Origin of the sequence: Proteiniphilum sp. X52 (assembly GCF_003712195.1) — a bacterium.
Classification (GTDB): Bacteria; Bacteroidota; Bacteroidia; order Bacteroidales; family Dysgonomonadaceae; genus Proteiniphilum.
In genome coordinates this window covers 16047-42287 of record NZ_RDSD01000025.1, presented here as the reverse complement: position 1 = coordinate 42287, position 26241 = coordinate 16047, and the positions used below count along the sequence as shown (strand labels likewise).

The following is a 26241-nucleotide window of genomic DNA, read 5'->3' as shown; positions in this document are numbered from 1 at the left end:
AGCGTCAAGGCACAAGGGCCGGGAACCAAGACTTGAAAGTCAAGATAATTTTGGCATAAAGAACAAAGAAGATGAAGATATTGGTCTTAAATTGTGGAAGTTCATCCATCAAATATAAGCTTTTCGAAATGGAAAGCAAAGAGGTGATTGCCCAGGGGGGTGTGGAAAAAATCGGAATGAAGGGATCTTTCCTTAAATTCGTCCTTCCCGACGGAGAGAAAGTGATGTTGGAGGGCGAGATCCTTGAGCACCGTGCCGGTATTGAATACATTTTGGGAGTTCTGCTCAGTGAGAAATACGGATGCATCAGGTCGTTGGACGAAATAGAGGCGGTCGGCCACCGCGTGGTGCATGGTGGTGAACGTTTCAATTCAAGCGTACTTATTACCGATGAGGTGATTGAGATATTGAACGAGTGTATTGAACTGGCGCCACTGCACAATCCCCCCAACCTGAAAGGTATTTATGCGATCCAGGAACTGATGCCCGACACGCCACAGGTGGGAGTCTTCGACACCGCTTTTCATCAGACCATGCCTGATTATGCCTACATGTACGGGATACCCTATTCATTATACGAGAAATACGGCATCCGCCGATACGGTTTTCACGGCACCAGCCATCGCTACGTTTCGGCACGTGCCTGTGAATTCCTGGACGTTCCTTACGAAGAGCAACGTATCATCACCGCCCATATCGGCAACGGAGGATCAGTGGCTGCCATCAAAAACGGGAAATCCATCGACACCAGCATGGGGATGACTCCCGTGGAAGGTTTGATCATGGGTACCCGGTCGGGTGATGTGGACCCCGGTGTGATCTCCTACATCATGGAAAAAGAACACATGGGTACCACAGGCATCTCCACGCTGTTGAATAAATTCTCCGGCGTACTGGGTATTTCCGGCATTTCTTCCGATATGCGCGAGATCGAAGCCGGCATCAAAAACGGCAATAAACGAGCGATCCTGGCAATGGATAGTTACAATTACCGCATCAAGAAATATGTGGGATCATACGCTGCCGTGCTGGGAGGTGTGGATATCCTGGTGTTTACGGGAGGCGTGGGCGAAAATCAGGCTGTCACCCGAAGGGATGTATGCAGGAACATGGAATTCATGGGGATTGAACTGGATGAGGAGGTGAACGCCTCGGCACGCGCCAAAGAGGTGGTGATCAGTAAACCCACTTCCAAGGTGAAAGTGGTGATCATCCCTACAGATGAGGAGTTGTCAATTGCAAATGACACGATAAAGATACTACAGGGGGAGTAAAAAAAACCGGTTTCCAATCAATCTCCGGCGGAGCAGCGATGGGGAGAGAGGATAGAGGAGGTACAGTGGCAATTTTTGACTTTCATCCATGCGAGGGTTACTCCATAGATTAGTGGTAAAACTCTGCTTTACCGGCATATTTTTACTGCCAAATGGCAATTTATCGGCGCAGGAAAATATGCATATACAGCTACTTGGTCCTGAACAAGGGCTGAGTCAAAGCTCCGTTTTAAGCATCCATCAGGATAGCTTGGGATTTATTTGGATCGGCACCCGGGACGGATTAAACGAATACAACGGAACCAATATAAAAGTTTACCGGCATGTGTTGAGTGATTCTTCCAGTATCGCCGGCAACCATATTAATGACATAGAAAACGGGAAAAACGGAAATATATGGATTGCCCACAACAAAGGTGTCAGTCTTTTTGACAGAAGAAGAGGTGTTTTCAGGAATTACGAAGTGGGAAGATATTCCAATAACGAAATGCGCTCGATATCGGTCATCAATGGGCGTATCTGGAGCTGTGGCTGGACAGGGATCTACCTGTATGATGAGGAGAAGGACCTGTTCACAAAACCTGACATTCACGCTCCAAATGCGGATGTGTTTGACGCTTCCGTATCCAAGATCGTACTATCGCCCCAAAAGGATGAGTACTGGATTGCCACAACAACCCGGGGACTCTTCCGTTATAATCACACAAAAAACGAGATCACCCGGCGACAGGGTAAACCGGGGGAAATGATCCGGTTAAATGAAAACGAACGAATTGAAGATATTCTTTTTCATCCTAACGGGAAAGCATATGTTGCCACCTACCACCACGGCGTTTATGAATGCGACCTTACAGGAAAACCTCTACGGCATTGGTCATCCTCCGGTAAGGGAACCTACTACTCTCCCTATAATAATGTGCGATCTTTGGCATTGGATAAAAACGGGAAAATATGGATCGGTAGTTTTCAAGGCATTGGACTGCTTGATCCGGTGACGGGTGAACTGGTCAACATCAATCTATCCCATGGATTCACCAATATAGGAAATGCCTCTATCCGTTCATTGCTGGTCGATAAGAACGGATCCTTATGGATAGGCACATACCATGACGGGCTATTCCTGTATGACGATTATTTATCCCGGTTCAAAACACACTATATCCATACGAGTAACAGCCATGATTCCCACAATATCGTAAGTGCTTTTGCAAATAAAAACGGAATTTTACTGACAGGCACGGAAAACGGCTATTTGCTGGAATATGACGAAAGCCACAACTTACTCAAAACCAGCAAACTGGAAAGTAAAGAAGGGAATCATATGGTTATCAAGTCACTCTATTACGATGAGAATAAGGATGTGCTCTGGATCGGCACGTTAAGAGACGGATTGTATAAAATAGAGAAGGGCCGGACAACATCTGTTGGATTAGAAAAACTCGGCGTAATCAACCATATTGTGAAAGAATCGGAATACAGCTTGTGGTTGCTTTCCGATCGAGGTAAGGGATTGAATCTGTATAACACACTCAGTGGTGAGATGGAATCGTTCCCCGCGCGCGATAAATTATACGCATTGACAGGAAAGAGCCAGGGCAACCATTTATTCAAGACCGATAGCGGAAAATACCTGCTATCCACCACAGGTTCGGGATTGATTGCCTTTGAAAATAAACCGGAATGCGTCGTTGAAAGAATACTCCCTGACGTAGATGATGTGAACCATGTATTCGTCCTTGCCGATACGTGCTATGTGAGTACTAACGGGAACGGATTGTTTACCCTGAACCGGGATCTGGAAGTCATCAAAAATTTCACTACCGGGGAAGGACTACAAAACAATACGGTATTCAATACCATGTCGATAGACGGAGAGATATGGGCAAGTTGCATTAACGGACTTTCCCGGTTAACCGGCCGGGAATTTTTCGTCAATTATCATGTGCGGAACGGTTTTCCTCTCTCTGAAATAAACAAAGGCGCGTACCTGCAGATCGGCAACTCTCCTGATCCCTTTGTGATAGGTGGCAAAGACGCATGGATATCTTTTCATCCTCAACGTGTATATAAAAATCCTTATAAACCGTCGGTATATTTATCGGGGATCAAGATAAACAACAGGCCGCTCTCTTCTATTCCCGACTTCCATCATTTCGATATCCTGCGGCCCGGCGAATTACGGTTAAAACACGACCAGACAACCCTCACTTTCGAATTCGCGGGACTCAACTACTTAATCCCTGAGAACAACAACTATAAATTCATTTTAGAAGGTTTTGACAATGACTGGCGGTATACGGGACAGGATGGGCAGGCAGAATACAGTAAAATCCCGGCAGGAAATTATCTCCTCAAAATTCATGCCAGCAATAACGACGGTGTATGGAGCGACGAACTGGTGATTCCCGTCATTGTGCGTCCGCCATGGTGGCTTTCCCCGCAGGCAATAATATTGTATATCTTCCTTTTATTCATAACCATATGGTTAATAAGATCCAATGCCTTAAGAAAGGTTGAGTTGAAACACAATATCCAGTTAAAGGAATTGGAAAAACAAAAGCTTCAACAGATCCATAATATGAAAGTAAAGTATTTCACTGACATCAGCCATGAGATACGCACTCCGTTAATGCTGATACTCAGTCCGGTGGAAGAAATGCTGGAAGAGTCTTCCCTCAAACCGAGGGAACGTAAAAAGATGTCCAATATACAATATCATGGGAGGAACCTGCTGCAGCTAGTCAACCAGTTACTGGAGATCAACCGGGTGGAATCAAAAAAAGAGACACTGCATGAGGTGCCCCTGATGTTGAAAAATTTCCTGGGAAATGTGGACAGTTCATTTCGCTCCCTCGCCATAAAGAATGGTATCACATGGAGAACCGATATGTCGGAAGTAACCGAACAAACCCTGCTGATAGACAAGGACAAGATGGAGAAAATATTAATGAACCTGCTATCCAATGCGTTCAAGCATACTCCGAAAGGTGGCACCGTTTTGCTTTTGGTGAAAACTTTTCATAAAGAGAATGATCAATATAGCTTATTGATTGAAGTGGAAGATACCGGTAGCGGCATCGCCCCGGAACAGCTGCCTTATATCTTTGACCGATTCTTTAAGGGAGATAATAAAAACATCCCCGGAAGCGGAATCGGACTCTCACTGGTTAAGACCATCGTGGAAGATTTAATGAACGGAACAATCAACGTGCAAAGCACCTTGGATAAAGGGAGCATTTTCTCAGTAAGGTTAGATGACATAAAACCATGTGAAAACAGCACTGTCATGCCTGCGGAGGAGTTTGTTCTCCCATCGGAAATAGCCTCATCACTTGAAAGAGAGGAGGAGGAAATCCTGTGTATCGATGAAAAGAGAGACAAGAACCACAGCTTGCTCCTCGTGGAGGATAATATCACTTTGCTGAATACACTTTCCCATAAACTCAGCAAATCATTTAACGTGGTGAATGTGACATCCGCGGAAGAAGCCTCAAAGGTATTGCAGGAAAAAGACATTGATGTGGTTATCTCAGATATCATGTTGCCCGGGAAAAGCGGGAACGAGCTTTGCGCTGAAATCAAGTCGGCTATTGTGACAAGCCATATACCTGTTATTTTGCTGACTGCCATTCAGCAGGAAGAGGTGAAGATGGAAAGCCTCGGGTTAGGGGCCGACGACTATCTGACCAAACCGTTTTCCTATAAAGAACTGGAGCTGCGTGTCAATAATATCCTGCGCCGTCAGGAACAGTTACGTGAGCTTTATAAGAAAGATCTGTTGCCGGAAAAGGATGAAATGCGGTTCAACAAATATGACAACGAACTGCTGAAACGAATCGACGAGCAGATAGAAAAACACCTGTCCAATTTCACCTATTCGATAGAAGACCTGAGTGCCGATGTGGCGCTCAGCCGCGTGCACCTTTACCGTAAAGTGAAAAAGTTATTAGGCGTTTCCCCATCGCGCTATATACGGGATTACAGGCTTAAAAAAGCAATTTCCATCTTATCATCCGAGGAGATACGTATTTCCGAGCTTGCGGACCGGGTGGGTTTTCAGGACGCCAATTATTTTCTGAAATGCTTCAAGGAAAAATTTGGCGTTTCTCCCAGAGAATATTCCAAACCAAAAGCATAGTTACTCCCCATTTAATTGAAAATTCACCACAGAAGAGAAATTGTCGCTGCTGAACGAAGCGATACTCTCAAGGTATCTGAAGCCTCATCTGTTTTGGTCGATGGTATAAAAAATCGCCGTCGGTTGTCTCTTAATTGCATATATGTTTACACTGCATATATATATGTTCATTTTTCCATCAATCACTGTCCGCAGATTTGTCATACATGAAATAAAACCAAAAATATCAAAATAAAATGGCGTTCAGCACCTAGTTTTGGCCACTGAAATCTAAATGTTATACAAAAAATGAAAAATTGCATCAACAGGCATTTACACATTTGCTGGCTTTTATTGTTTATAGGACTATTTTATGCGCAATTGGTATCATCCCAGCAATCTACCATCCTTGTACGAGGAACGGTTTTAGATGTGGAAGATGAGGCCGTAATTGGCGCCGTTGTCAGAATCCAGAATCGACAAATAGGCGTGGTCACTGATGAAAAAGGTAATTTTTCCATAGAAGCCTATATAGGCGACATTTTGGAGATATCATCCTTGGGTTACAAAAAACAGACAGTCAAAGTTGCATCTTCACAACCTCTAACCATACTTTTAGAGGAAGATGCTATTGAACTGGGCAGTGTCGTTGTAGTCGGATACGGAACTACAAGCCAAAAAAAATTGACAGGCGCGGTTGCCAGTGTATCCACCACTGATTTCAAGAACCGTCCCATTACCGATGTGTCACAGGCTCTTCAGGGTAAGGTCACCGGTGTGCACGTGACTCAGAATTCGGGACAGCCCGGTTCGGACGGGGGAACCGTTGTCATCCGCGGTATCGGCACGCTCAACGACGCTTCTCCTTTGGTCATCGTGGATGGCTTCGAATCTTCCTTCGACAAAGTGGACCCTAAAGATATTGAGTCCATCAGCGTGTTGAAGGATGCTGCATCCGCCGCTATTTATGGCAACAAGGCGGCCAACGGTGTTGTTTTAATCACGACCAAGAAAGGAAAAAGCGGAAAAATGTCCCTCGAATACAATGGTTATGTTGCCGTCCAGGAAGTTACCCGCTACCCTTCTCTGCTGGGTTCCGTGGATTTTTTGGAGTTATATAATGAGGCACGTGTCAATTCGGGATTGCAAAGGTCCCATAGCGAGGAATACATAGACAATTTCAGACGCGGAGATGACCCGGCACAATATCCCGACCGCAACTGGGCCGATTTTTACTTCAAGCCGGCGCTTCAGCACAATCACTATCTGAAAATGACCGGTGGAACGGAGCAATTGTCCTATACGCTGTCTCTCGGCTATTTGGATCAGAAAGGTATCTTACAGGGAACCGATTATAAGAAGTACTCCTTCCGCTCAAATGTGAACAGCTCATTCTTCAACAACAGGTTGAAAATCTCCTCCAACATATCCGGTTATGTCGGCAACCAGATCGACCTGGTTGATGGAACCCAGTCAACGCTGGCCCGTATCGTTCAGATGCACCCGACTGTTGTCGCCAAAATGGAAGGTTACGGTTGGACATCTTGGTTCTATAACGACGCCGCTCGCGAGGCCGGAGGGAAGGACTCACGCGACAGGAACAGCTTTACGGGCAATCTGAATGCCATTCTCGACATAACCAGGCAATTGAGACTCGAAGGTGCCGTCAGTTTCGACCGCAACATCGAATTCCGGCAGAATTACGCGCCCAATGTCAATCTCTACACGATAGAGACCGGCACCAACGGGGAGCAAACCATCGGTAAATACTCCTCCCGCGAATCGACGATAAGGGAGAGCAGTTATCGTCACGGTACCTTATCCAGCTATGCTACTCTTTCTTATTGGGCCAACGTCAAAGATGATCATCATTTCAAAGTGCTGGCCGGCGCGCAGCAGTCAGAATGGGACGGTAAATACTATCAAACCTGGCGTACCCGACTGACGGTCAACCTTCCCACCCTCGAAGTGGGAGATCCCGCCACCCAGAAGAATTCAGGGTGGGAATCCCTCTCCCGCTCTTTGTCTTTGTTCGGACGATTCAATTACGATTATAAAGATAAATATTTGTTTGAAAGCAACATCCGCTACGACGGCTCTTCCAAATTCGCCATCGATCATAAGTGGGGCTTGTTTCCGTCTTTCTCGCTCGGGTGGCGTATTGCGGAAGAGCCATTCATCAAAAATAACATCTCCTGGCTCGATGAGTTCAAGCTACGTGCCTCCTGGGGTCAGTTGGGTAACGAGAAGATATGGAGCCTGTATGCGGGAACCGATATCTTGTCGGTCGGCAATGCCAATTATATCTGGAACAAACAACAGGTAACGGGGGCTGCAGTATCGTATATCGCCAACAAAGATCTGACTTGGGAAACGACGACGCAAAGGAATTTGGGAGTCGACTTCACGATTTTCAATACCCTCTCCTTCTCGGCAGACTACTATGTCAAGCAAACGAATGATATTCTGATGCGACTGCCGGTTTCCGGGACATTCGGATTTACCGAAGACCCCTGGATGAATGCCGGTAAAATGCGCAACCATGGATTTGAATTCACCTTGGGATACAACAAAACCGGACTCTTCAATGGCCTAGATATCCACGCCAATGCTACTTTCTCATTCAATAAAAACAAAATCCTGGATTTGAAAGGTGCCAGTCCTATTCTCAGGGACAACCTCGGCATCCTGTTGAAAGAAGGCTTGCCTATCAACACCTTATACGGCTACGAGGTGGAAGGTATCTACCAGAGTGAGGAGGAAATCAACAATCACCTGATCACCTTCGATGACGACGGAAATACGGTCAACTCTTATTCGGGACTGATAGCTGTTCCCGGCGATATTCGTTTCAAGGATCAAAACGGAGACGGTATCATCGACTTGGAAAACGACCGTGTTCCTTTGGGCAATCCTGCACCTGACTGTTTGTTCTCATTCTCTACGGGAGCCAGTTACAAAGGATTTGATTTTACGATCTTCCTGCAAGGCGTTCTTGGAGGCAAGGCCTGGAGCACCGGACAGCTCGTTTCACCTTTCTACAACAGCTACAACACCGCCGGGTGGATGATACACCGGTGGACACCTGAAAAGCCGAACAATACCTATCAGCGCGTGTTTATTGACAACCAACGCTCAAGTATCAAATCGGCCTACTATGCTGAGGACATGTCTTATTTGCGTTGCAAAAATATCGAACTGGGGTATTCCATCCCCCGAACGCTCTTACATAGAGCCAGTATTTCCGGTCTCAGGGTTTTTGTCAGCGGACAGAACCTGTTCACTCTCACCCGTTATAAGGGATTTGATCCCGAAAGAGCCGGTTTTGACAATGACTATGGCACGAGCAATATTTACTCCTATCCTTTGGTGAAGACCTTTACTGCTGGTATCAACATAACATTCTAAGCAATGAAAAAGAATATATTAAAACATTTTGTCTCAATCCTGTTTATCTTGTCGGCAAGTGCTTGTTCTGACTACTTGAATACGGTTCCTATCGACAAGTCGTCTCCTGACACTTTTTTACAAGAGATGGAACAAGCCCAGAGCCTGTTGGCAGGTATTTACAACTGCTTGTACGATGCGAATCAAAACCAGATGACCCCCTATACTTTTGAAAATATGTCGGATAATTCCTATAATCCACATACCTGGGAACAGTCGACTGAATTTGGCAAAGGCACACACACGGTATCGAGCTGGTGGGCCGAGTATAAATGGACCAAGAACTGGCTCGCCATTTCACGGAGCAACTCGTTGATTCGCGGATTGGAAACGATCCAATCATTGTCCCAAGCGGAAAAGAATCTGATTTTGGCCGAAGCTCGCTTCTTAAGGGCACTGTTCTATTTCGACCTGATCTGGTTTTACGGACGTGTCCCCCTGGTGGATGAAAACACGCCCATTGAGAACCAGCCTCGTGAAGAGATTGCCACGGTGCTCGCCCTGGTGCACGCGGATATAGACTTCGCCATTTCCAACCTAAGACATTCATTCGGTGGCCAGTACGCATCCAAAGGGGCGGCTTATATGCTGAAAATGCGTGTCGCCCAATATGAATATGACCACCAAACGGTCATCGATGCAGCCAAGGAAATCAAGAATCTGGGTTATGCTTTGTACCCCGATTTTACCAAATTATTCTTGGAGGAAGGGACGAGTGATGGGGCCAACAAAGAAATTATCTTCAAAATCAATTATGCCACCGACCTTCGTTCCAGTTACATGACGATGCTATGGTACCACTGGAATTCTTTCCAAACCACCTTGCCGATGGTCGAGAGTTTCTTTACCGTCAATGGTCTTCCCATCAGTAATTTGGAAGCCGATGGCGGAGAATCTATCTCCAAGGATCCCACATACGATCCCAATCGTCCTTTTATCAACCGCGACCCTCGCCTGCATTTGTCTGTTCTTTGTCCGGGATACGAATATCGCCAAGATGGTGTGTCTCGTTACGATGCCCATTGGCGTCCCTCTTCCTGGGGGAACGTCTCGGGTTTCCGTCCCAAGAAAGGAGCCAACGAAACGCTCCTCAATACATCCAATGATGGTTGTGACAAAATAATCATGCGATATGGTGAAGTGCTATTGGCCTGGGCCGAAGCCGAAAATGAACTGAACGGCCCCGCGAATGTCTATCCCTTGATTGATGAACTGCGCGACCGGGTCGGTATGGTTACACTGACGGCATCCTTGCCCAATCTGACCAAGCAGACGATGCGTGCCCTGATTCGCAACGAACGTCGTGTCGAACTTTTCCACGAAGGCCAGCGCTGGTTCGATATCCGTCGATGGAAAATCGCGGAAAAGGTGATGGTGGATGCCGTCGGACTCGATGTCTCCAAGATGAAATGGTATGCGAATGGAGAAGTCACGGACGACTGGCAGTATGTTCCCATGGTGATCGATAAAAGGACATTCAACAAGGACAGGGACTATTTGTGGCCCATCCCTCAAAAAGAAATCAATGCCAATCCGATGATGGCGGAAGATCAAAATCCTAATTATTAAACATCTAGACAGAACCATTATGAAAACAGTGAACGATATCTTTATACTCTTTCTTGTATTCATGTTCTCCGCCTGCGAGCAGAAAATAGAATATGTAAACCCCACTTGGGCACAGCCGGAACAACCGGAAAAGGGAGCTGTTGTCAAAATAGACTACTTCAAGCCTGACGATACGCAGGTATTCTCCTGGAAAGCAAGGCCCAATTCAACCTACAAGCTGTATTTTGACCTCGATCAGAAATTTGAGAATCCTACTGTGTTGGATGTAGGCGCCAGGGAATCGTTGACGATGTCCAACCGGGACTTTCTGAATATGCTCCGGGAGATGTATCCCGAGTTCTCAAGTATCAAACGTTTTTTCTGGAAATTGGAGCAAGACACTGGTGGTGAAATTTCCACGTCGTGGCGATACTTTGACGCGGTTGTCTCCATTGAAAGCTTCGTCGATCCGCGAGATGGGGAGATTTATGAGGCGCGGCAATTCGTCATGTTGGATGGCTCACTGATGACCATTATGGCAGAGAACCTGCGGGCAAAAGTCTATGCTGACGGAACGGAATTACCTATTCCTTACAAGGGCGGTTCGAGAGATGATGAAGTCTTCAACAGCCGGGTAGGCGGATACTACAACTGGACGACGGCCGTGCGGATGACGTGGGAAGAAGCCAAGCAGGCCACGCTCAAAGGCGAACACATACAGGGGATCTGTCCCGAGGGATGGCACCTCCCTTCCTTGGCCGAATTCGATAAGTTGAGGTCTTTTCTGGGGCCTTCAGACGGTGCCAACAAGATTAAAGACCCGACCTATTGGCATACGACTGAGCCGTTAACCAACAGTGCCCGGATGGGGGTCGTGGCATCCGGATATTATTGGGACGAGCATATTCAAGGTACCACGCTGGGTCTGGGGTCCGGCAATCCGGTTGCCGGCTTCTGGAGCTCCACACCCTATTTGGCAGGCTTGAGACTGGCCTGGGGAGAAAACCCCACCGAGGATAATATGGAAAAAGCAACCTTCTTGTCTTTATACGATGATTCACAAGGGGTGCATCTTCAGGGCGCGCCGATCATCCCCGGAGGGCAGAATCGCCGTTATCCCTGCCGATGCATTATGGATGAGTTTTAATCAATTATAAAATAGGAGTGATACTATGGATAAAATGATAATGGTCGCCACCTGTCTTCTCGTGACATTGGTAAGTTGCAACATCGAAAATGATTTTTATGAAGTAGGCAAGCAGCCCGTCTTTCTGAATTATCCCGTCGAGGATACCACTTGGGTGCTCAACAAGCAAAAGCCCGACTCGCTTTACAGCTTTTCCTGGGGGTCGAAACGACCTTATATGGAATTCAACCTCGTGTTCAGCGCGGATGCTGATCTGAGTGGGCAACGGGTAGAAGTGCCCACCGGCATCAAAAGAACCTTCTACCTGACAACCAGAGAGATTGACCGAATATTGAGTTCATTGGACTTTGGTCTGGGAGAGCAATGTACCGTCTATTGGTCAGTCGATGTGATCAACCCCCCCGACGCCGGCTGGTGCGATGAGAGAAGGTCGTTGAAAATTACCCGGCCCGACACGGCCCTAGGAGAATAAATACATAAGATACAAAACAGATCAGACAATGAAAAACCTGAAACAGAATATCAAATGGATAGGATATCTTGGCATTCTTATCCTGACAGTTTGTCAATGTCAGCAAGACGGCACGAGTGAGTACATAGATGATGAAGAATATTTACAGGAGCCCGGGGTCGAAGTCATCACAAGGCGGGATATTTCCGGCTATACAGTCTATTACATAGACTCCCAGAACGGAAATGACGCCCACGATGGCCTAAGTCAAGCCACGCCGTGGCGGACCTTGGACAAGCTATATGGTAACGGTTTGTTAAGAGAAGGTGTGGCCATCCTCTTGAAACGAGGTTCCGTTTTCAATGCCGCACTATGGGGATTGCCGGGGAGCGGCAGCGAGTCCAGACCCATCGTCTTTTCTGATTATGGAGAAGGTGAACTGCCCAAAATCGCCGGGAGTCAGCATCTTGCCTTGCAGTTGATAGATAACTCCTATTGGGAGTTTTCCAATATTCATTTTACCAGTCAGGTTCAGGAAGAGCATCCCAAGATTATGGGCGTAACTGTCCGGGCAGTCAATAGTGTGGTCAGGCATATCCATTTCACCCATTGTACTTTTTCGAACATCAAAGGATATAAGGATTGGTCATTGGGCGGAACGGCCCTGCTGATTTCCAACGCGGAAAAGAACGGAGCTTTTTTTGACGATTTCCGCGTTGAAAACTGCACTTTCCGCGACTGTGCGAGAAACGGTTTCAACATGTTTTTGGATGTGACGACCTACGATGTGTCCCAAAAACTCAACAAACGGGTCGTCGTCAAAAACAACCTCTTCGAAGGAATTCCGGGTGATGCCATCCTTGTTTCCGGTACTGATGGCGCACTGATTGAAGGCAATATCGTGCGTTTCGGGGGCGAACTGGGTGTGGGGTATGCCACGCCCGGGCAATTGGATGTGAAAAGGCAAAATTATGCGGCCGCGATATGGGTGATGCATGCCAAAAACTCGATCATACGCTACAATATCTCGCAAGATTCTCACACAATGCGCGACGGTGGCGGTTTTGATGTGGATTCCGACTGCGAGAACACCCTTGTCGAGTATAATCTCAGTTATAATAATTCCGGCGGTTTCTTGCTGATTTGTCCCACTGACAATACGCCCCACAAAAATACGATCGTCCGTTACAATGTAAGCATTGACGACGGCCAGCGGAATTTCCAAAGACAGGGCCAGACGGAAAGCGGTCTGGATCCCACACCGGACGCCTCCCTGATTCAATTTGTAAAGGGAATAGAAAGTTGTTATATCTACAACAATATCTTTGTAAAAACTCATTTTCCGGCCACCACGGCTTGGAATGACAATACCGCCTTTGCTTTTTCCAGCAGTCTGGGGGTCAGTAGACCCGCCAAAATCTATATTGCCAACAATCTCCTTTATACGACAGCGACTGAAAAGAATCCTTTCTGGAGAACGACGACGGGGCTTCCGCTGGCTGAAGGGGTCGTATGCTTTATCAACAACTATATCCAAGGTTATTCCAACCAGGCTTTCGGCACCGAAAACAGTTATTACAACAATGCCAATATCTATCGGAACGCATCGGATCCTCATCCTTTCATCGCACCCGTCGGTAGTTGGAGTGCCGCCATGGAGTTTATTGCCGCCAGAACAAAACTCAAACCTGCTCCCGACTCTCCAGTCAGAGGCGCGGGCCTGACAATGCAGATGCTGGCCAACACATTCCCCTTGGAAGCCGCTGTTTTTCAGGCTAGCACGACGGATTTTTGGCGAAGAGACATCGGCTCAACCCACCATATAGGCGCCTATAATCATTAATTACTGCCATTTTTACGGAATTCGCTGGGCGATACATGGAAATACTCTTTGAATTGACGGCTGAAGTGGTTGGGACTGCAATATCCAAGGCGGTACGAGATTTCAGAGGACGTGAGACTGGTGGACAGGAGCAGATGCTTGGCCTGGTCCATTTTTAGGTTCAAGATGAACTTGGAGGGAGTCTGATCTGTCATCCGCTTGATGTTCAGATATAGTTTCGTGCGGCTGATATTGGTATGCTCTACCAGTTGCTGGACAGACAGGTCCGGGTTGGCGAGATTGTCGTTGACATATTCTATCAGTTTCTTGATGAAGATTTCGTCGGCATTGTTGTTTACCTCGGACTTGTCAATACTTAATTGAACGAAGCCTGAAAAGTAATCGCGAAGAACATTCTTTCTTTTCAATATGTTGTTGAGTCGCAGGATCAACTCTTGGATATTGATCGGCTTTTGCAAGAAAACATCCGCTCCAGATTGGAACCCTTTCATCTTGGCTTCGGCAGATAATTCGGATGTGATGAGAAAAACTGGTATATGCTGGGTCTTGGGATTGCTCTTCACCTGACGGCAAAACTCATATCCATCCATTTCGGGCATATAGATATCGCTGATGATAATATCCAGGTGCTGAGATTTCAATATCAATAAAGCTTCTTTGGAGGAGGATGCGGTCAGGATATGAAAATTATCTTGCAATTTCTTTCGGAGCATCTTGCGTGTATCGCTATCGTTGTCGATAATCAGCACTTGACAATCAGCAGAACTGTTTTCATTCAACAGGTTCGTCTGTTCCTCTATGTACATGGTATTATCTATAATCTGATTTACAATATTATTTCTGTTGGACGATGAGCTAATCTCCATTTTATCATCTTGGTTGATGGGGATGTTCAGTCTGAAGATATTGCCTTCGTTCTCTACGGCCAGCACTTTAAGACCGATATTCAGCAGTTGTACAATGCTGTTGACAATGGCCAGCCCAATGCCGCTGTTGGGGTTGGTAACGGAAGTATCGGTGCGGTAATAAGGCTGGAAAATAAGGGCCTTCTGTTCGTCGGAGAGACAGGGCCCACTGTTGAAAATGTCGATAACCAACTCATCACCTTCTCTTCTTATCTTTAGATAGCAGTTTCCGCCTTGATGGGTATGTTTGACGGTATTGCTCAACAAATTGCCGACCAGCATTTCCAATTTGTCTGCATCGAACATCATCGGAAGCGCGTCTAATTCACTCTCCAAGTGATATGCGATCTCCTTGTGCTTGTATAGCGGAACAAAGGCCTCATAAATTCCTTTGATAAAGGAAATGATGTCGTAATTTTCAATCTTGACCGAGGTGTGTTCAGATTCCATATTTCGGAAGTCCATCAGCTGGTTAATCAGAAATTCGAGACGTTTTACACTTCTTTTGAAGATATTTGTATCGCTGTCCGCCTCGAGGTTGGAGGGGATAATTTCATTTTGAAGCGTCGAAATAATGGCTAACGGCGTTTTGAATTCGTGGGAGATAAAGGTAAAGAAGTCCAGTTTCATCGCATTCAGCCTGGTCAATTCGTCTTGCTCGCGTCGGGCCTTGCTGATGATTTCTTTCGTTTCCCGCTGCCGTGTGACATACTTGTTGATGAACCACAAAACCACAGATAACAGGATGATGTACAGCACAATCATATACCAGCGAAGCCATAGCGGGTGCTTGATGTATAATTCTATCCTCTTCGAGGCCAGCGTCTCTCCATTTTCCGCCACTAATTTTGCGTGAAAGAAGTATCTCCCGCTTGAAAGTCCCGTATAGGATATCTCGTTTGATGCCGGATTCAGTTCTGCCCAATCATTGTCAATGTTCTCGAGCATATAGACACACTTGTAAGGAATGCCTTCGTCGGGCGTGAAGTCAATGCAGGAAACTTGAAAGGAAATGATATTCTGATGATGGTCAAGCATTATCTTCTCCGTGTTGTTGATGTGTTTTTTCAAGATGTCGGACTCTCCAGGTACCAGCGAATTTTTAAACAGACGAAAGTCGGAAATATAGAGTTCCGGGCGTCGTTTCTCCTGTATGACAAGATCTTGGGGACGGAAATGTATCAGGCCGTCTGTCGTTCCAAAATAGATTCTCCCCTCTTTATCGGTATAAGAAGAACGTACATTAAACTCATTGTCTCCAAGCCCCCAGGCCAGATTGATACGTCTTACGCTTTTCTCCGGGGTAATTTGAAGGATGTGATTGCCGGAGGTCAGCCAAAGATTCTGACTGTCGTCGCCCTGAATGTTGGAAATGCTGTTGTGGGCCAGATTTTTGTCTGAAAGGTAGGTGGTGAGCGTGTCGTGCTCGAAAAGCAACAGCTCTCCCTTGGCCGTACCGAGCCACAAACGCCCCAACACGTCAACATAGCTGCACTGGAAATGATTGTCCCGGTATTGCGGATAACTGAACTTTTTCACTTCGCCCGCTTCTCTGTCGATTCGAAAAAAGGAGAACAAATCCGTGGCGTAAATGTAGTTCTGAAACTCGGAAATGTTCGTGAACGCATAATCTTCGCGCATCGTGCTAATGATATTGGAGAAGCTGTTCTGACCATGTAAATAGACATCAATTCCTTTGTTGCTGGCTATAATCAGACTGTCACGGTTGAGGGAATGCAGGACAAACACCTTACTGCCGGCAAGGGAATTCTGGTCGTTGTGTTGATGGATAAAGTGCGTTATCTTCCCGCCGGGCTCGATCTTATACAAACCATTGGATAGCGACCCTGCCCAGACATGGTCCCTCCCGTCTATTTCTAAGGAGACGATATTGTCATTGATGGAGGCATTGCTGTGGTTTATATGACTGAGCACTTTGCCGTTGGCATCCAGAATACTGATTCCCATACAATTGGTACCGACCCACAGGCGGTCGCTTTTATCTTTGACGATACCGTTGGCCGTAATGAGTCCCGTATTTGTGCGGTTATCGCCCAGATGGCTGAGTCGTATGCCGGGACTCAAGTCTTTGATGTAAAAGAACCCCGTAAAAAACGTCCCGAGGGCCATATGCTGATCTTTGGTTTTATAGATCTTTGTGACTGTCGTGGTCAGGGTGATGTTGTAACTATTCTCAAACATATAGTTGGTGAAATAGTTGTTGTTATAGTCATATACCGCCACGCCACTGTTGTGACCGATCCACAGGCGGTCGTATCTGTCTTCGTGAATGCTGTTGATATTCTCGATTTCGTTGATTTGATAGGCCGAGGTCAACTCCTCTTTCCTGAAATCATCGTATGCCCGGTTGTATCGGTAAAGTCCGTCTTTTATCGTGCCGACCCATATCGCTCCTTTCGAGTCGGGGTATAAACAGATGCCAATCAATGGGGATAGGTCGTTATTTACCAGTTGATAGGATTTCACAATGTCGAATTTTTCATCAATTCTATAGACCATTTCGCGATGTAATCCCCACATCGTCCCGAATTTGTCTATACACATCAACTCATAGGGTACATCGCTTTTCAACAAATCCAGTTTCCCCTTCTCGTAGCTATATATGGCACCATTTGCCGTGATGACATGCCGACCGTCATATGGGAAAATGGATAAAGTGAATTCCAGGTCTTTTTCTTCCCATCGTATGCGTGAAAAAGTCCCCAGCTCATAATCATATACGTCCATATATGTTTGGGTGGCAATGAGCATTTCTCTTCCTGTGTCATACAGCGAGTAAATATAAGAACCCGTGTATCGCTCAACGGTGGACAGATGGTGACTGTCGTATATGTTCAAGCCTTTGGCGGTTCCTATCCATATCCGTCCGTATATGTCATCCGATATGGCGGTCACATTATTGTTGATGATTCCGTCGTTTTTACCGATACGGATATAGTCCTTAATCACATCTTCTTCCCGGGCAGATAGACAAAGGGTTAGACTCAGGAGGAAGAGTATCGTGCAATAACGAAAATAAAGGTTCAATTTCATTGCACCTTTTCCCGCCATGCCCGAGTTCAAACAAGTTTTCCTCGGGTCATCTGGCTTAATGAAAACGTTCTTCATATACAATGTTTAAAAAGTACAGATGTATTGCCGTATATTCATTCACGACGAATTCAAAGATAAAATATAGATGTGGAATTGTCAATATGTGTTTGTGTATATTTGTTCATGCTGGATATATATTTGTTCATTTCGAATGTCACTTTTCAGACTGTTATATAATTGCCGCTATTCTGTACTTACGGATATTCCTCCTCTTTTGACTTACAATTATATTTGTTAAATCAAATTTGTCCCGCTTTTTTTTCGGCTTAAGAGATACAATTGCTCCATAATCCGGAATAATTAAAAAAAATTAGATATGAAGAAGATTTTAGGATTGATCATGTGTGTTTGTGTGACTTTGGCTGTGTCGTGTACAAGAAAACAAGCTGTTGTTGTAAAAATACCTCTTGACGGAAGAAACGATTACACCTCCATTGTTTGGGAAACTTTACAACAAAACAAAACAGGAAATTTGATTCTTGAATTTGAAAAGGGAGTGTATCATTTTTATCCTGAAAAGGCGAAAGGAATGTATGTCCGTGTATCGAATAACGATAATGGATATAAAAAGATAGCCTTCCATCTCAACGAAATGAAAAATGTCGAAATCAGAGGAAATGGCACTGAATTTATGTTTTACGGATCCATTGTGCCATTTTATATCAATAGATGTTCAGAGGTGTCTGTTTCAGGTATCAGCATTGATTACAATACTTCGTTTATACTCGAAGGCAAAGTGATGGCAAACGATCCGGTCAACAAAAGTATCGATATAAAGTTGCGGGAAGACATCAACTATGAAATCAAGGACAAGCGTTTGTTTTACAAGGGTTACGACTGGTCGCAGCCCTTGGGTCAGAACATCGTTTTCGATCCGGCGACAAATGCTCCTTATTATTATACGTCCAAATACTTGCATCATGAATGGAAAGGGCAACTGCTCGCAGAAGAATTAGGGGAGCAGACCGTTCGTCTGTCTGGATTTGCAGCCACCGAGGTCCCGCCTGTGGGATCCATCTACATTGATAAAGGTCCTTATAGGAGCAATCGGTTGGTGCCGGGCATCATTCTGCATTCATCGTCGGATGTGCGCTTTTCCGATATGAATATTTACATGGCTGGAGCTATGGCCCTGATCGGAGAAAACACTGAAAATGTGACGATGAACCGCTTCAATGTAAGACTGCGTGAAGGCTCGGGACGCTATATCTCGGCTTCGGCCGATGCGACCCACTTCGTCAATTGCCGAGGGACCATCCACTTTGAAGATTGCGTCTTTGAAAATATGCTGGACGATGCTACCAATGTGCACGGTACTTATATGGTCGTTGATGAGAATATATCTGATGACTGTATATTCCTGAGATTCGGACATGTTCAACAAGAAGGATTCTTGTTCGCCTCGGTGGGTGATACGCTACAACTGGTAGATCGCAAGAGCCTGTTGCCTGTGCACCGATTCGTGGTGAAGGACGTTAAAATGATCGACGATAATTTTTGGGTAATCCGTTCTGCGCAGCCGTTTCCCCAGATGGATAAGTCCGTCCGCCTGAGCGTGGAAAATCTAACCAACACCGCGGATGTGGTCATGCGGCGCTGTACGGTAAGGAACAACAGGGCACGGAGTATATTGTTATCTACGCCCAAACCGGTTTTGATAGAAGACAATTATTTCGATTCAATGATGGCAGGCATCCTCATTGCCGGTGATGCCAATTCCTGGTTCGAGTCAGGAAATGTAACAGATGTTGTCATTCGTAACAATACCTTCGTCAACATGGGTAAGGGAGGCGAAGTACCCCAATCGGTATTGCAGATTTCGCCGGAAATACCGAAGTCTGAAAGGACTAAGGGTTGTTATCACGGTAGAATTCTGTTTGAGGACAACTTGATCAAAACCTTCGATGTGCAGGTTGTCTATGCCTTGAGTGTGGACAAACTCATTATCAGGAACAATGAGTTTATACAGACTCACCAATACAAGCCCATCTTCAATGGCCTGCCATTTATCGACCTCCAAAATTGCAACAGCGTGGCAATTGAAGGAAATTCATTTGTCGGAGACCGGGAGATGGAGATCAGTTCTTTCCAATGTGGAGATGTCTATTTGGAAGAACAAGCTGGTTTTAAAAAAGAGATTGTGAATAAACCGAACATTTTTTTCTATCAACAGTAACAGGTATAATGAAAAGCAGAATTACATTTACACTGGCCGCTTTGATGCTGTTGTCAGCCTGTGCGGGACCATCTGGAAACCGCTACTTTTTTCCCGGTGAAATCTGGCCGGACAACAATCACGTTCACATCAATGCGCACGGAGGCGGTTTCTTGTACGACAAGGGGGTATATTATTGGTTTGGCGAGCACAAGACAGAAGGCGAAAACGGCAATTTGGCCAATGTGGGCGTGCACTGTTATTCCTCGCGCGACTTGTACAATTGGACCGATGAGGGAATCGTCCTGGCCGTAATGCCCCCTTCATCGGGTAGTGATATCGAGGCGGGGTGTATTCTCGAAAGGCCCAAAGTGATCAAAAATGGCAAGACGGGGAAATATGTCATGTGGTTTCATCTCGAACCCAAAGGAAAAGGATACAAGGGCGCTTTAAGTGGCGTTGCCATAAGCGATAATGTCACAGGGCCATATACATATATCAAGGCCGTGCGCCCCAATGCGGGTCATTATCCCGTCAATGTGCTGGATATTCACAAAGGGGACAGTCCCGCCCTGCATCTGAGTTTCGATGGCGGAAGTCTACCCGCAAATGCCGATACGCTCAATATCCTGGGAAGAGATATGAAAAGCGGGCAGATGGCGCGCGATATGACACTCTTTGTCGATGATGACGGCAAGGCCTATCATATCTACGCCTCGGAAGAGAACAGCACTTTACATATTGCCGAGCTTTCGGATGATTATTTGTCTCATACCGGCAAATATGGGAGATTCTTTGTCGGGCGCTTTATGGAAGCTCCGGCCATGTTCAAGCGTGAAGGCAAATATTACCTGATGATGTCTGGCTGCACGGGCTGGCGTCCCAATCAGGCCCGTTCGGCCGTATCAGACAATATATTCGGAGAATGGAAAGAGTTGGGTGATCCCTGTATAGGAGATACAACCCAAACGACCTTTCATTCGCAAAGCACCTATATCCTGCCTGTGCAAGGAAAGCCGGATACCTATATCTACATCGGTGACAGGTGGAACCCCCAAAATGCCATAGATGGAAGATATGTATGGCTGCCCATCACATTTGAAGGAGACCGCTTCACAATCAGATGGAATGATAAATGGAAAATAGAAGAGTGATCAATATTTTTGATAAACTGTTGGAATTATTTAAGCAGATGTCGGTATTGCAAGTGTCAGTGATGATCGTTTCATCACTATAAGTCTTTGGAGGGTTCCTTTCATACGGGAGAAGAAGCGGCTGAGACTTTCCTGTAAATGGTTAATATAAATACCCCCAAAGGAACTGAAAAGGCTTGGTATAATTCACCTCCACAGTGCTACCCTCCACATCAACGATTGCACCGTCGCCTGCCAGTTTCACGAAGTTCATCTCATCTATATCCCGCGACAAATCATATCTCCCTGTGGAATGTGACGTATTCTCCCTGAACAGAAGCACATATACCCTGTCGTCCGCACAACTCACGAAACCCGGGAAACTAAACCCGTCGGGGATCTGCCCCACCGGGGAGATGACCCCTTGCTGCATCCGGCTTCTTTCCGATTTCCAGATATCGATCAGGCTTCTCACATCGAAGGCTTCGTCAGGTAATCCCGTTGCTTCCATCCAAGCCAGCGGTTGTCCCATCATGGTGATGGCAAACTGATAATCAAACGGTATATTGCCGGGACTTAGCGGATCGTTTTCCGGATACTGTTGCTCATTCCTCCATTTGTTCAGCCATTCAACCTGAATTCTTTGTATCGGAACATATTCGGCCAACGACCAGATATTCCTCAACGTCAAATGAGGATAATAGTTTCCCCAGTCGGTATAACGGTTTTCCAGAAAGATATTGCCCAAGCGGTTGAAATAAAAATAACCTCCGCGTTTTCCCGCTGTCACATCCATGTTAAACTGCAAACGAAAATCGCTTTCCTCGGCTGCCCCCTGTAACATCTGTCGCACCCTGCTCTCCGAAAGTTTGTCGCCAATCTCCAACCCGTCTATCTTTATCCATGACAGGCCATGTGTCCCATGCAGGCCGGTGAGGATATCCTTGTCCCGTTGCCATGCCGCGTAATTCCCCTTCTTGGAAGGATTGAACCACAATCCAAGTGATATTCCCATCGAAGCGGCTTTTTCCTTTACCTTTGCCAATCCGTTCGGAAAGCGGGTGCTATTTACCTCCCAATCGGAAGCACCCCAATCATCCCACAACATATTGGCTTTCTGGGCCGAATTCCTTGAAAGGCCCTGCTGCCAGCCATCGTCTATCTGATAATGGGTAATGCCAAGTCTCGAAGCGGCCTCCAACTCATTCAGGATAAACGCCTCATTGATCCGGCTGTCCCTGTTGCGATCCCCCCACGTATTCATGGTAAACGTGTTATCCATGTGAGGAAGATATCGATGAACCGTCAGTTCATACTTCTTATACAGGTTCAGTGCCGTTTTCTCGCTTCCGGCGTACATTACCGTGAACAGGCAATATGCTTCCTGCCAGCAGGTGTCTCTTCCGGGATCATACCCAAAATCAAAGCCCGGGGAATGAACTTTGATACCTGAAAAGTCCGTACTGAAATCAAATCCGGTGTAGGCGGACTGTGCATCCTGCAACGGAGACTGTTTTACTACCAGATGAAATTCATTTTTGCGGTTATTTCTCGCAATCAGCACATTTCCCTCGTAATATTGCGGTTTCCGATAGGGCAATTCCGTGCTTGACCGGACAATATTGCTATGATGATCCGTCGCCTCGCGGAAAGAGACTATTCTCGTTGCATAATGCGGCGAGGAAAATGGTAAAAAGTGATAATAGGGCGCGCTGCCGTTCAATAACGCGGGATTTTCCACAAGGTCGGAACCGGAAGAGGATACCACCGGAAACAAACTGTTCTTCCCCCTCATGGCCAACCGCCATTCAATACCGGGACAATCGTCATACACACGCAGGCTCCGGATCAATTCATAATCCGGGAAAACAGCATGCATATCTATTTGTGAGTATGCCGAAGTCCGTTCGGTTGCCTCTACCCTGACGGCTTTCCAAAACGTCCCGGTGGGATCGCTGTCGTTGCTCCTATCGGCGGGCACGGATGAAAAGACATCGATATGCGAACCGGATAATGGTCTTGCCCGCAACATCGTCAAAGTTCCTTTTTCCCACAGGTAAAACTGCTCGCTCATACCATCCATCACACGAAGAGTCTTACTATCCAGCCAGACAAACGGGTTCGTTTGGGCAGTGAGGTTCAACAACAGGCCTGTAAGGCAAATAACCAAGGTAAAGATCTTTTTATCCAAAGTCATTCCGGTTTATTGATTTCGAATTGATCGATCAGATGGTTTGTTTCGCTATATGCCTTGTATGTAATTCTATCTCTTGTCAACTCGATATACTGGTACGAGCTGACATGGGATATGGCGACATCCATCCACGGCTGCCGATCCAGTTCATAAAATTTATCCCCTATCACTGTCACGGTAAATACCGGATGAGAAGGGTTTGTCTTGTTGACATCGCGTTCAGGAAAGCCCCCGCGGGCATAGGTATGGTCATGTCCCTGCAGCACCAATCCTATTTTGTCTCTATGTTTTTTTATTACGGGAAGCCAGTTTTCCTGTAATCCTTTATTCTGCCGGTTCTTCGCTCCCGAAAATACCGGATGGTGGGATACCAGCACCACCCAATCCTGTTGCGTGTTGTTTAGCAGGGAATCCAACCATTCCGCCTGCGCGTCCAATTTCTCATTGGAGTTCAGGACAATGAAACGGACAAAGCCGAAGTCCATATAATACTGTCCGGCATCCCATTCATACGGATAGGGAAAAGTGGATGTCCAATAGGCCGAAAGTCGCGTTTTCTTGCCATCCAGGTTTTTGAGGTATTCATGATTGCCCGGTGTGGCAATCACAGGCAGTGTTGTGTTTATGTCGCCGGTGGCGGCATGCCATTCCGACCATTCGTAGTCGTTATCGGCGTGATTGATCAGGTCACCGATATATACCGCGAGCCCCGCATTGTCGAATTTTTTGGCAGCTTCCTTATAAATTTTCGTCGTATGTTCATAAATACCGTTTTGGGTATCGCCGAAATACAATAGTCTCACGGTATCTTCGAAATTCCCATGCCTGTAGGTGTGCCACGGGCTCCAATCGGGAGAATTGCCTACTCTGTATTTATACAATGTTCCCCGATCCAGGTTTTTGACAATCACCTTATGGTAATGCATCGGGTAATCTTTATAATGAACAACATTATAAGATCCGTTGAAGCGTCGACGGTTTTCCTTGGGAAAAGTAAGGGTATCCGCGGCAATTATCTCTATCCTGCTGCTTTTGACAGTGGTATCGGTTCTCCATATGACCGCCATTTCATCCGCGAGGGAAGAGGCGGGAACAAGGGTTATCCGGTCCGGCAGACGAGACGGCGCGTGATGAAGCAATGGATTTTCAGGAAGAGAATTTTCCTTATCCCATTTCGCCTGTAATTCCGGAGAAACCTGTTGTGCGGACAAATGGGCACCACAAGTAACACACAAGAAAAAGAGTAAATAATAAACAATTCTCATTCTTTTTGATCTTAAAGCAAATACCTGGCCCTTATCAGGCCGGAGGTATCTGCAAAGGTAGTTTTTTTATCTGATTGACCCGTCGGGATTTTTCACCCACCCTTTCGTCCAGTCCTCATTGCTGTTTTTTACCGCCCCCACAAAGGGAGCCGCAGCAAAGAAGGACCCTAACGAAGTGGGATTGAATTCGCTTGCCTGTTCCGCGTCGGGGACAAAGTCCGCTATGCCGATGCCGGGGATCGATTTGAGCGTATAGTTACCACCGGTAAGGTTTGTCACATTATTATGGAATGGATTGGTCGCGATGGTGCCGTCGGCGTTGAATGTGCCGGCAAAAGCTTTGGCAAGATCACGGAAAGGGTCACGGGGCACGTTGAATATATAAGAATAGGCAAATACGGCCCGCCCGTCGAGGTCGGTGATCTCCACATTGTCAGCCGCCCTGAGGCCTCTCCTGGGAAATTCGGCAATCACCGCATTATACACTTTCGGCGCGGCATTGGCCCTCATACGCATACCGTGGGTATTCTTACCCAGGCCGCTTCCCGCGCCCAAGAGCGTAACATTGGATATCACTGGCGCGGCATCTTCACGGATGGCAAAATCGTCGTTCTCAGCAAAATATTCCGAATTAACAGAAACAACAAACTGCATTTTACCGGCATATTTATCGCCTAACCTGTAAGAACCGCCTTTGCAATCTGTGGCAACGATATATTTCAGACCCGCATTTCCGTCCGTGATCATAAATCCCTCTCCTTCGGACTTATACACTTGCACATGATCGATTTCTGTGGCTTCACCCACATCCGAGAGCCTGAAAGCCCGGTCACCGCCGTATTCTATGCGCAGATAACTCACTTTTCCGTTATTCGACGATTCTCCTGTGCCGGTCAACCGGAATACCGACCAGTCGCCCGGTTCCGCCGGATTATCAGGTGTAAGCACCCTGGAACTGGTCATAACCACAGGATCCACAGCCGTCCCTTGAATATAGGCTTCGCCCCCGATCTCGATACCGGCAGGGAACTGCGCACCGGCATTCATATATAGCCACACTCCTTCTTCAATCTTTAACACAGAGCCGGGTTCGAACGTGAGCGGCCCGGGCACAAAATAATTCCTATTCTTGATCAATGTGATCTCCGTCCCGGCCGACACAATACCGTCCGTTCCTATATTCAGGTTATATAATTCGGCATCTCCCACCGATACTTTGCCGTATAGGGCCACTTTAATCACAAACGGGATTTCCGGACTGTCCACATTGTCGTTGTTGGTCAGGATAAAACCGTATCGTATCTCATCCCCTTCGCTAAGACCTCCGGGAACAGCTTCCGTGGTATATACAAATTCGGTAGCCGTAGCATGAACAGGATATTCCCTCAGAAAACCCCCGTTTTTCATGACCACCACAGATTTTGCCCCACCGTCCCCTTTCAGGGCAAGCGATATCTTGACTGTCTCTCCCGGAGAGAGGTCTATGGAATCTGATCCCGTCACGGCTATTTCCGGAGTGGCGAATTTTGGACTGTCATCCCGGCAGGAAGATATTCCGATAAATATTGCCGGGAAAAGAAACAGGGCAATTGCCAATGATTGTTTTTTCATTTGTGTCATCATAATCTGTTATTTGAGTTTTAGTAAT

General features: G+C 46.4%; 13 protein-coding genes. 9 read left to right on the top strand and 4 right to left on the bottom strand.

From position 1 onward, the window contains the following. The first annotated feature begins 71 nt into the window (after positions 1-71). From D7D25_RS15280 to D7D25_RS15250, 7 genes are all read left to right on the top strand, one after another. Positions 72-1274 (top strand): acetate kinase, encoded by a 1203-nt coding sequence (locus tag D7D25_RS15280; RefSeq protein ID WP_122969795.1) that lies wholly within the window; start codon positions 72-74, stop codon positions 1272-1274. 178 nt (positions 1275-1452) lie between these two features. Next, on the top strand, positions 1453-5412 hold the full coding sequence (locus D7D25_RS15275) for an ATP-binding protein (RefSeq protein ID WP_255417342.1): 3960 nt from the start codon (positions 1453-1455) through the stop codon (positions 5410-5412). Positions 5413-5700: 288 nt separating this feature from the next. Then, the gene (locus D7D25_RS15270; RefSeq protein WP_122969793.1) at positions 5701-8799 is read left to right on the top strand and encodes a TonB-dependent receptor; all 3099 of its coding nucleotides are present in this window, start codon (positions 5701-5703) and stop codon (positions 8797-8799) included. Between the two features lie 3 nt (positions 8800-8802). Continuing rightward, positions 8803-10407 (top strand): RagB/SusD family nutrient uptake outer membrane protein, encoded by a 1605-nt coding sequence (locus D7D25_RS15265; RefSeq protein ID WP_122969792.1) that lies wholly within the window; start codon positions 8803-8805, stop codon positions 10405-10407. Positions 10408-10426: 19 nt separating this feature from the next. Then, the gene (locus D7D25_RS15260) at positions 10427-11533 is read left to right on the top strand and encodes an FISUMP domain-containing protein (RefSeq protein ID WP_122969791.1); all 1107 of its coding nucleotides are present in this window, start codon (positions 10427-10429) and stop codon (positions 11531-11533) included. 25 nt (positions 11534-11558) lie between these two features. Beyond that, on the top strand, positions 11559-12005 hold the full coding sequence (locus D7D25_RS15255; protein WP_122969790.1) for a hypothetical protein: 447 nt from the start codon (positions 11559-11561) through the stop codon (positions 12003-12005). A 28-nt stretch (positions 12006-12033) separates the two neighbouring features. Next, complete coding sequence (locus D7D25_RS15250; RefSeq protein ID WP_122969789.1) at positions 12034-13827, top strand: right-handed parallel beta-helix repeat-containing protein; 1794 nt, start codon at positions 12034-12036, stop codon at positions 13825-13827. Here the strand turns inward: D7D25_RS15250 and D7D25_RS15245 are convergent. Beyond that, positions 13824-17786 carry a hybrid sensor histidine kinase/response regulator transcription factor gene (locus tag D7D25_RS15245; protein WP_158602641.1) on the bottom strand — a complete coding sequence of 1321 codons (3963 nt, stop codon included), beginning with the start codon at positions 17784-17786 and terminating at the stop codon, positions 13824-13826. The genes D7D25_RS15250 and D7D25_RS15245 overlap by 4 nt on opposite strands. A 376-nt stretch (positions 17787-18162) precedes the next feature. Between D7D25_RS15245 and D7D25_RS15240 the strand changes: the two genes are divergently transcribed. Beyond that, positions 18163-20022, top strand: a complete 1860-nt coding sequence (locus tag D7D25_RS15240; RefSeq protein ID WP_122969787.1) for a hypothetical protein — start codon at positions 18163-18165, stop codon at positions 20020-20022. A gap of 8 nt (positions 20023-20030) precedes the next feature. Next, the gene (locus D7D25_RS15235) at positions 20031-21155 is read left to right on the top strand and encodes a glycoside hydrolase family 43 protein (protein WP_122969786.1); all 1125 of its coding nucleotides are present in this window, start codon (positions 20031-20033) and stop codon (positions 21153-21155) included. Positions 21156-21297: 142 nt separating this feature from the next. Here D7D25_RS15235 and D7D25_RS15230 read toward each other — a convergent pair whose 3' ends face one another. From D7D25_RS15230 to D7D25_RS15220, 3 genes are all read right to left on the bottom strand, one after another. Beyond that, complete coding sequence (locus D7D25_RS15230) at positions 21298-23331, bottom strand: alpha-galactosidase (RefSeq protein ID WP_255417341.1); 2034 nt, start codon at positions 23329-23331, stop codon at positions 21298-21300. Continuing rightward, positions 23328-24593 (bottom strand): metallophosphoesterase family protein, encoded by a 1266-nt coding sequence (locus D7D25_RS15225; RefSeq protein ID WP_122969785.1) that lies wholly within the window; start codon positions 24591-24593, stop codon positions 23328-23330. The genes D7D25_RS15230 and D7D25_RS15225 overlap by 4 nt, the downstream gene beginning before the upstream one ends. Positions 24594-24659: 66 nt before the next feature. Then, positions 24660-26216 carry a hypothetical protein gene (locus tag D7D25_RS15220; protein ID WP_255417340.1) on the bottom strand — a complete coding sequence of 519 codons (1557 nt, stop codon included), beginning with the start codon at positions 26214-26216 and terminating at the stop codon, positions 24660-24662. Positions 26217-26241 lie beyond the last annotated feature (25 nt).

Bases quoted from the DNA above. Each gene is read 5' to 3' on its own strand.
- D7D25_RS15275 (WP_255417342.1), top strand. From the start codon at position 1,453: ATGCATATACAGCTACTTGGTCCTGAACAAGGGCTGAGTCAAAGCTCC.
- D7D25_RS15235 (WP_122969786.1), top strand. From the start codon at position 20,031: ATGAAAAGCAGAATTACATTTACACTGGCCGCTTTGATGCTGTTGTCA.
- D7D25_RS15225 (WP_122969785.1), bottom strand. From the start codon at position 24,593: ATGAGAATTGTTTATTATTTACTCTTTTTCTTGTGTGTTACTTGTGGT.
- D7D25_RS15280 (WP_122969795.1), top strand. From the start codon at position 72: ATGAAGATATTGGTCTTAAATTGTGGAAGTTCATCCATCAAATATAAG.
- D7D25_RS15265 (WP_122969792.1), top strand. From the start codon at position 8,803: ATGAAAAAGAATATATTAAAACATTTTGTCTCAATCCTGTTTATCTTG.
- D7D25_RS15220 (WP_255417340.1), bottom strand. From the start codon at position 26,216: ATGATGACACAAATGAAAAAACAATCATTGGCAATTGCCCTGTTTCTT.
- D7D25_RS15260 (WP_122969791.1), top strand. From the start codon at position 10,427: ATGAAAACAGTGAACGATATCTTTATACTCTTTCTTGTATTCATGTTC.
- D7D25_RS15255 (WP_122969790.1), top strand. From the start codon at position 11,559: ATGGATAAAATGATAATGGTCGCCACCTGTCTTCTCGTGACATTGGTA.
- D7D25_RS15230 (WP_255417341.1), bottom strand. From the start codon at position 23,331: ATGACTTTGGATAAAAAGATCTTTACCTTGGTTATTTGCCTTACAGGC.
- D7D25_RS15245 (WP_158602641.1), bottom strand. From the start codon at position 17,786: ATGAAATTGAACCTTTATTTTCGTTATTGCACGATACTCTTCCTCCTG.
- D7D25_RS15250 (WP_122969789.1), top strand. From the start codon at position 12,034: ATGAAAAACCTGAAACAGAATATCAAATGGATAGGATATCTTGGCATT.
- D7D25_RS15270 (WP_122969793.1), top strand. From the start codon at position 5,701: ATGAAAAATTGCATCAACAGGCATTTACACATTTGCTGGCTTTTATTG.
- D7D25_RS15240 (WP_122969787.1), top strand. From the start codon at position 18,163: ATGAAGAAGATTTTAGGATTGATCATGTGTGTTTGTGTGACTTTGGCT.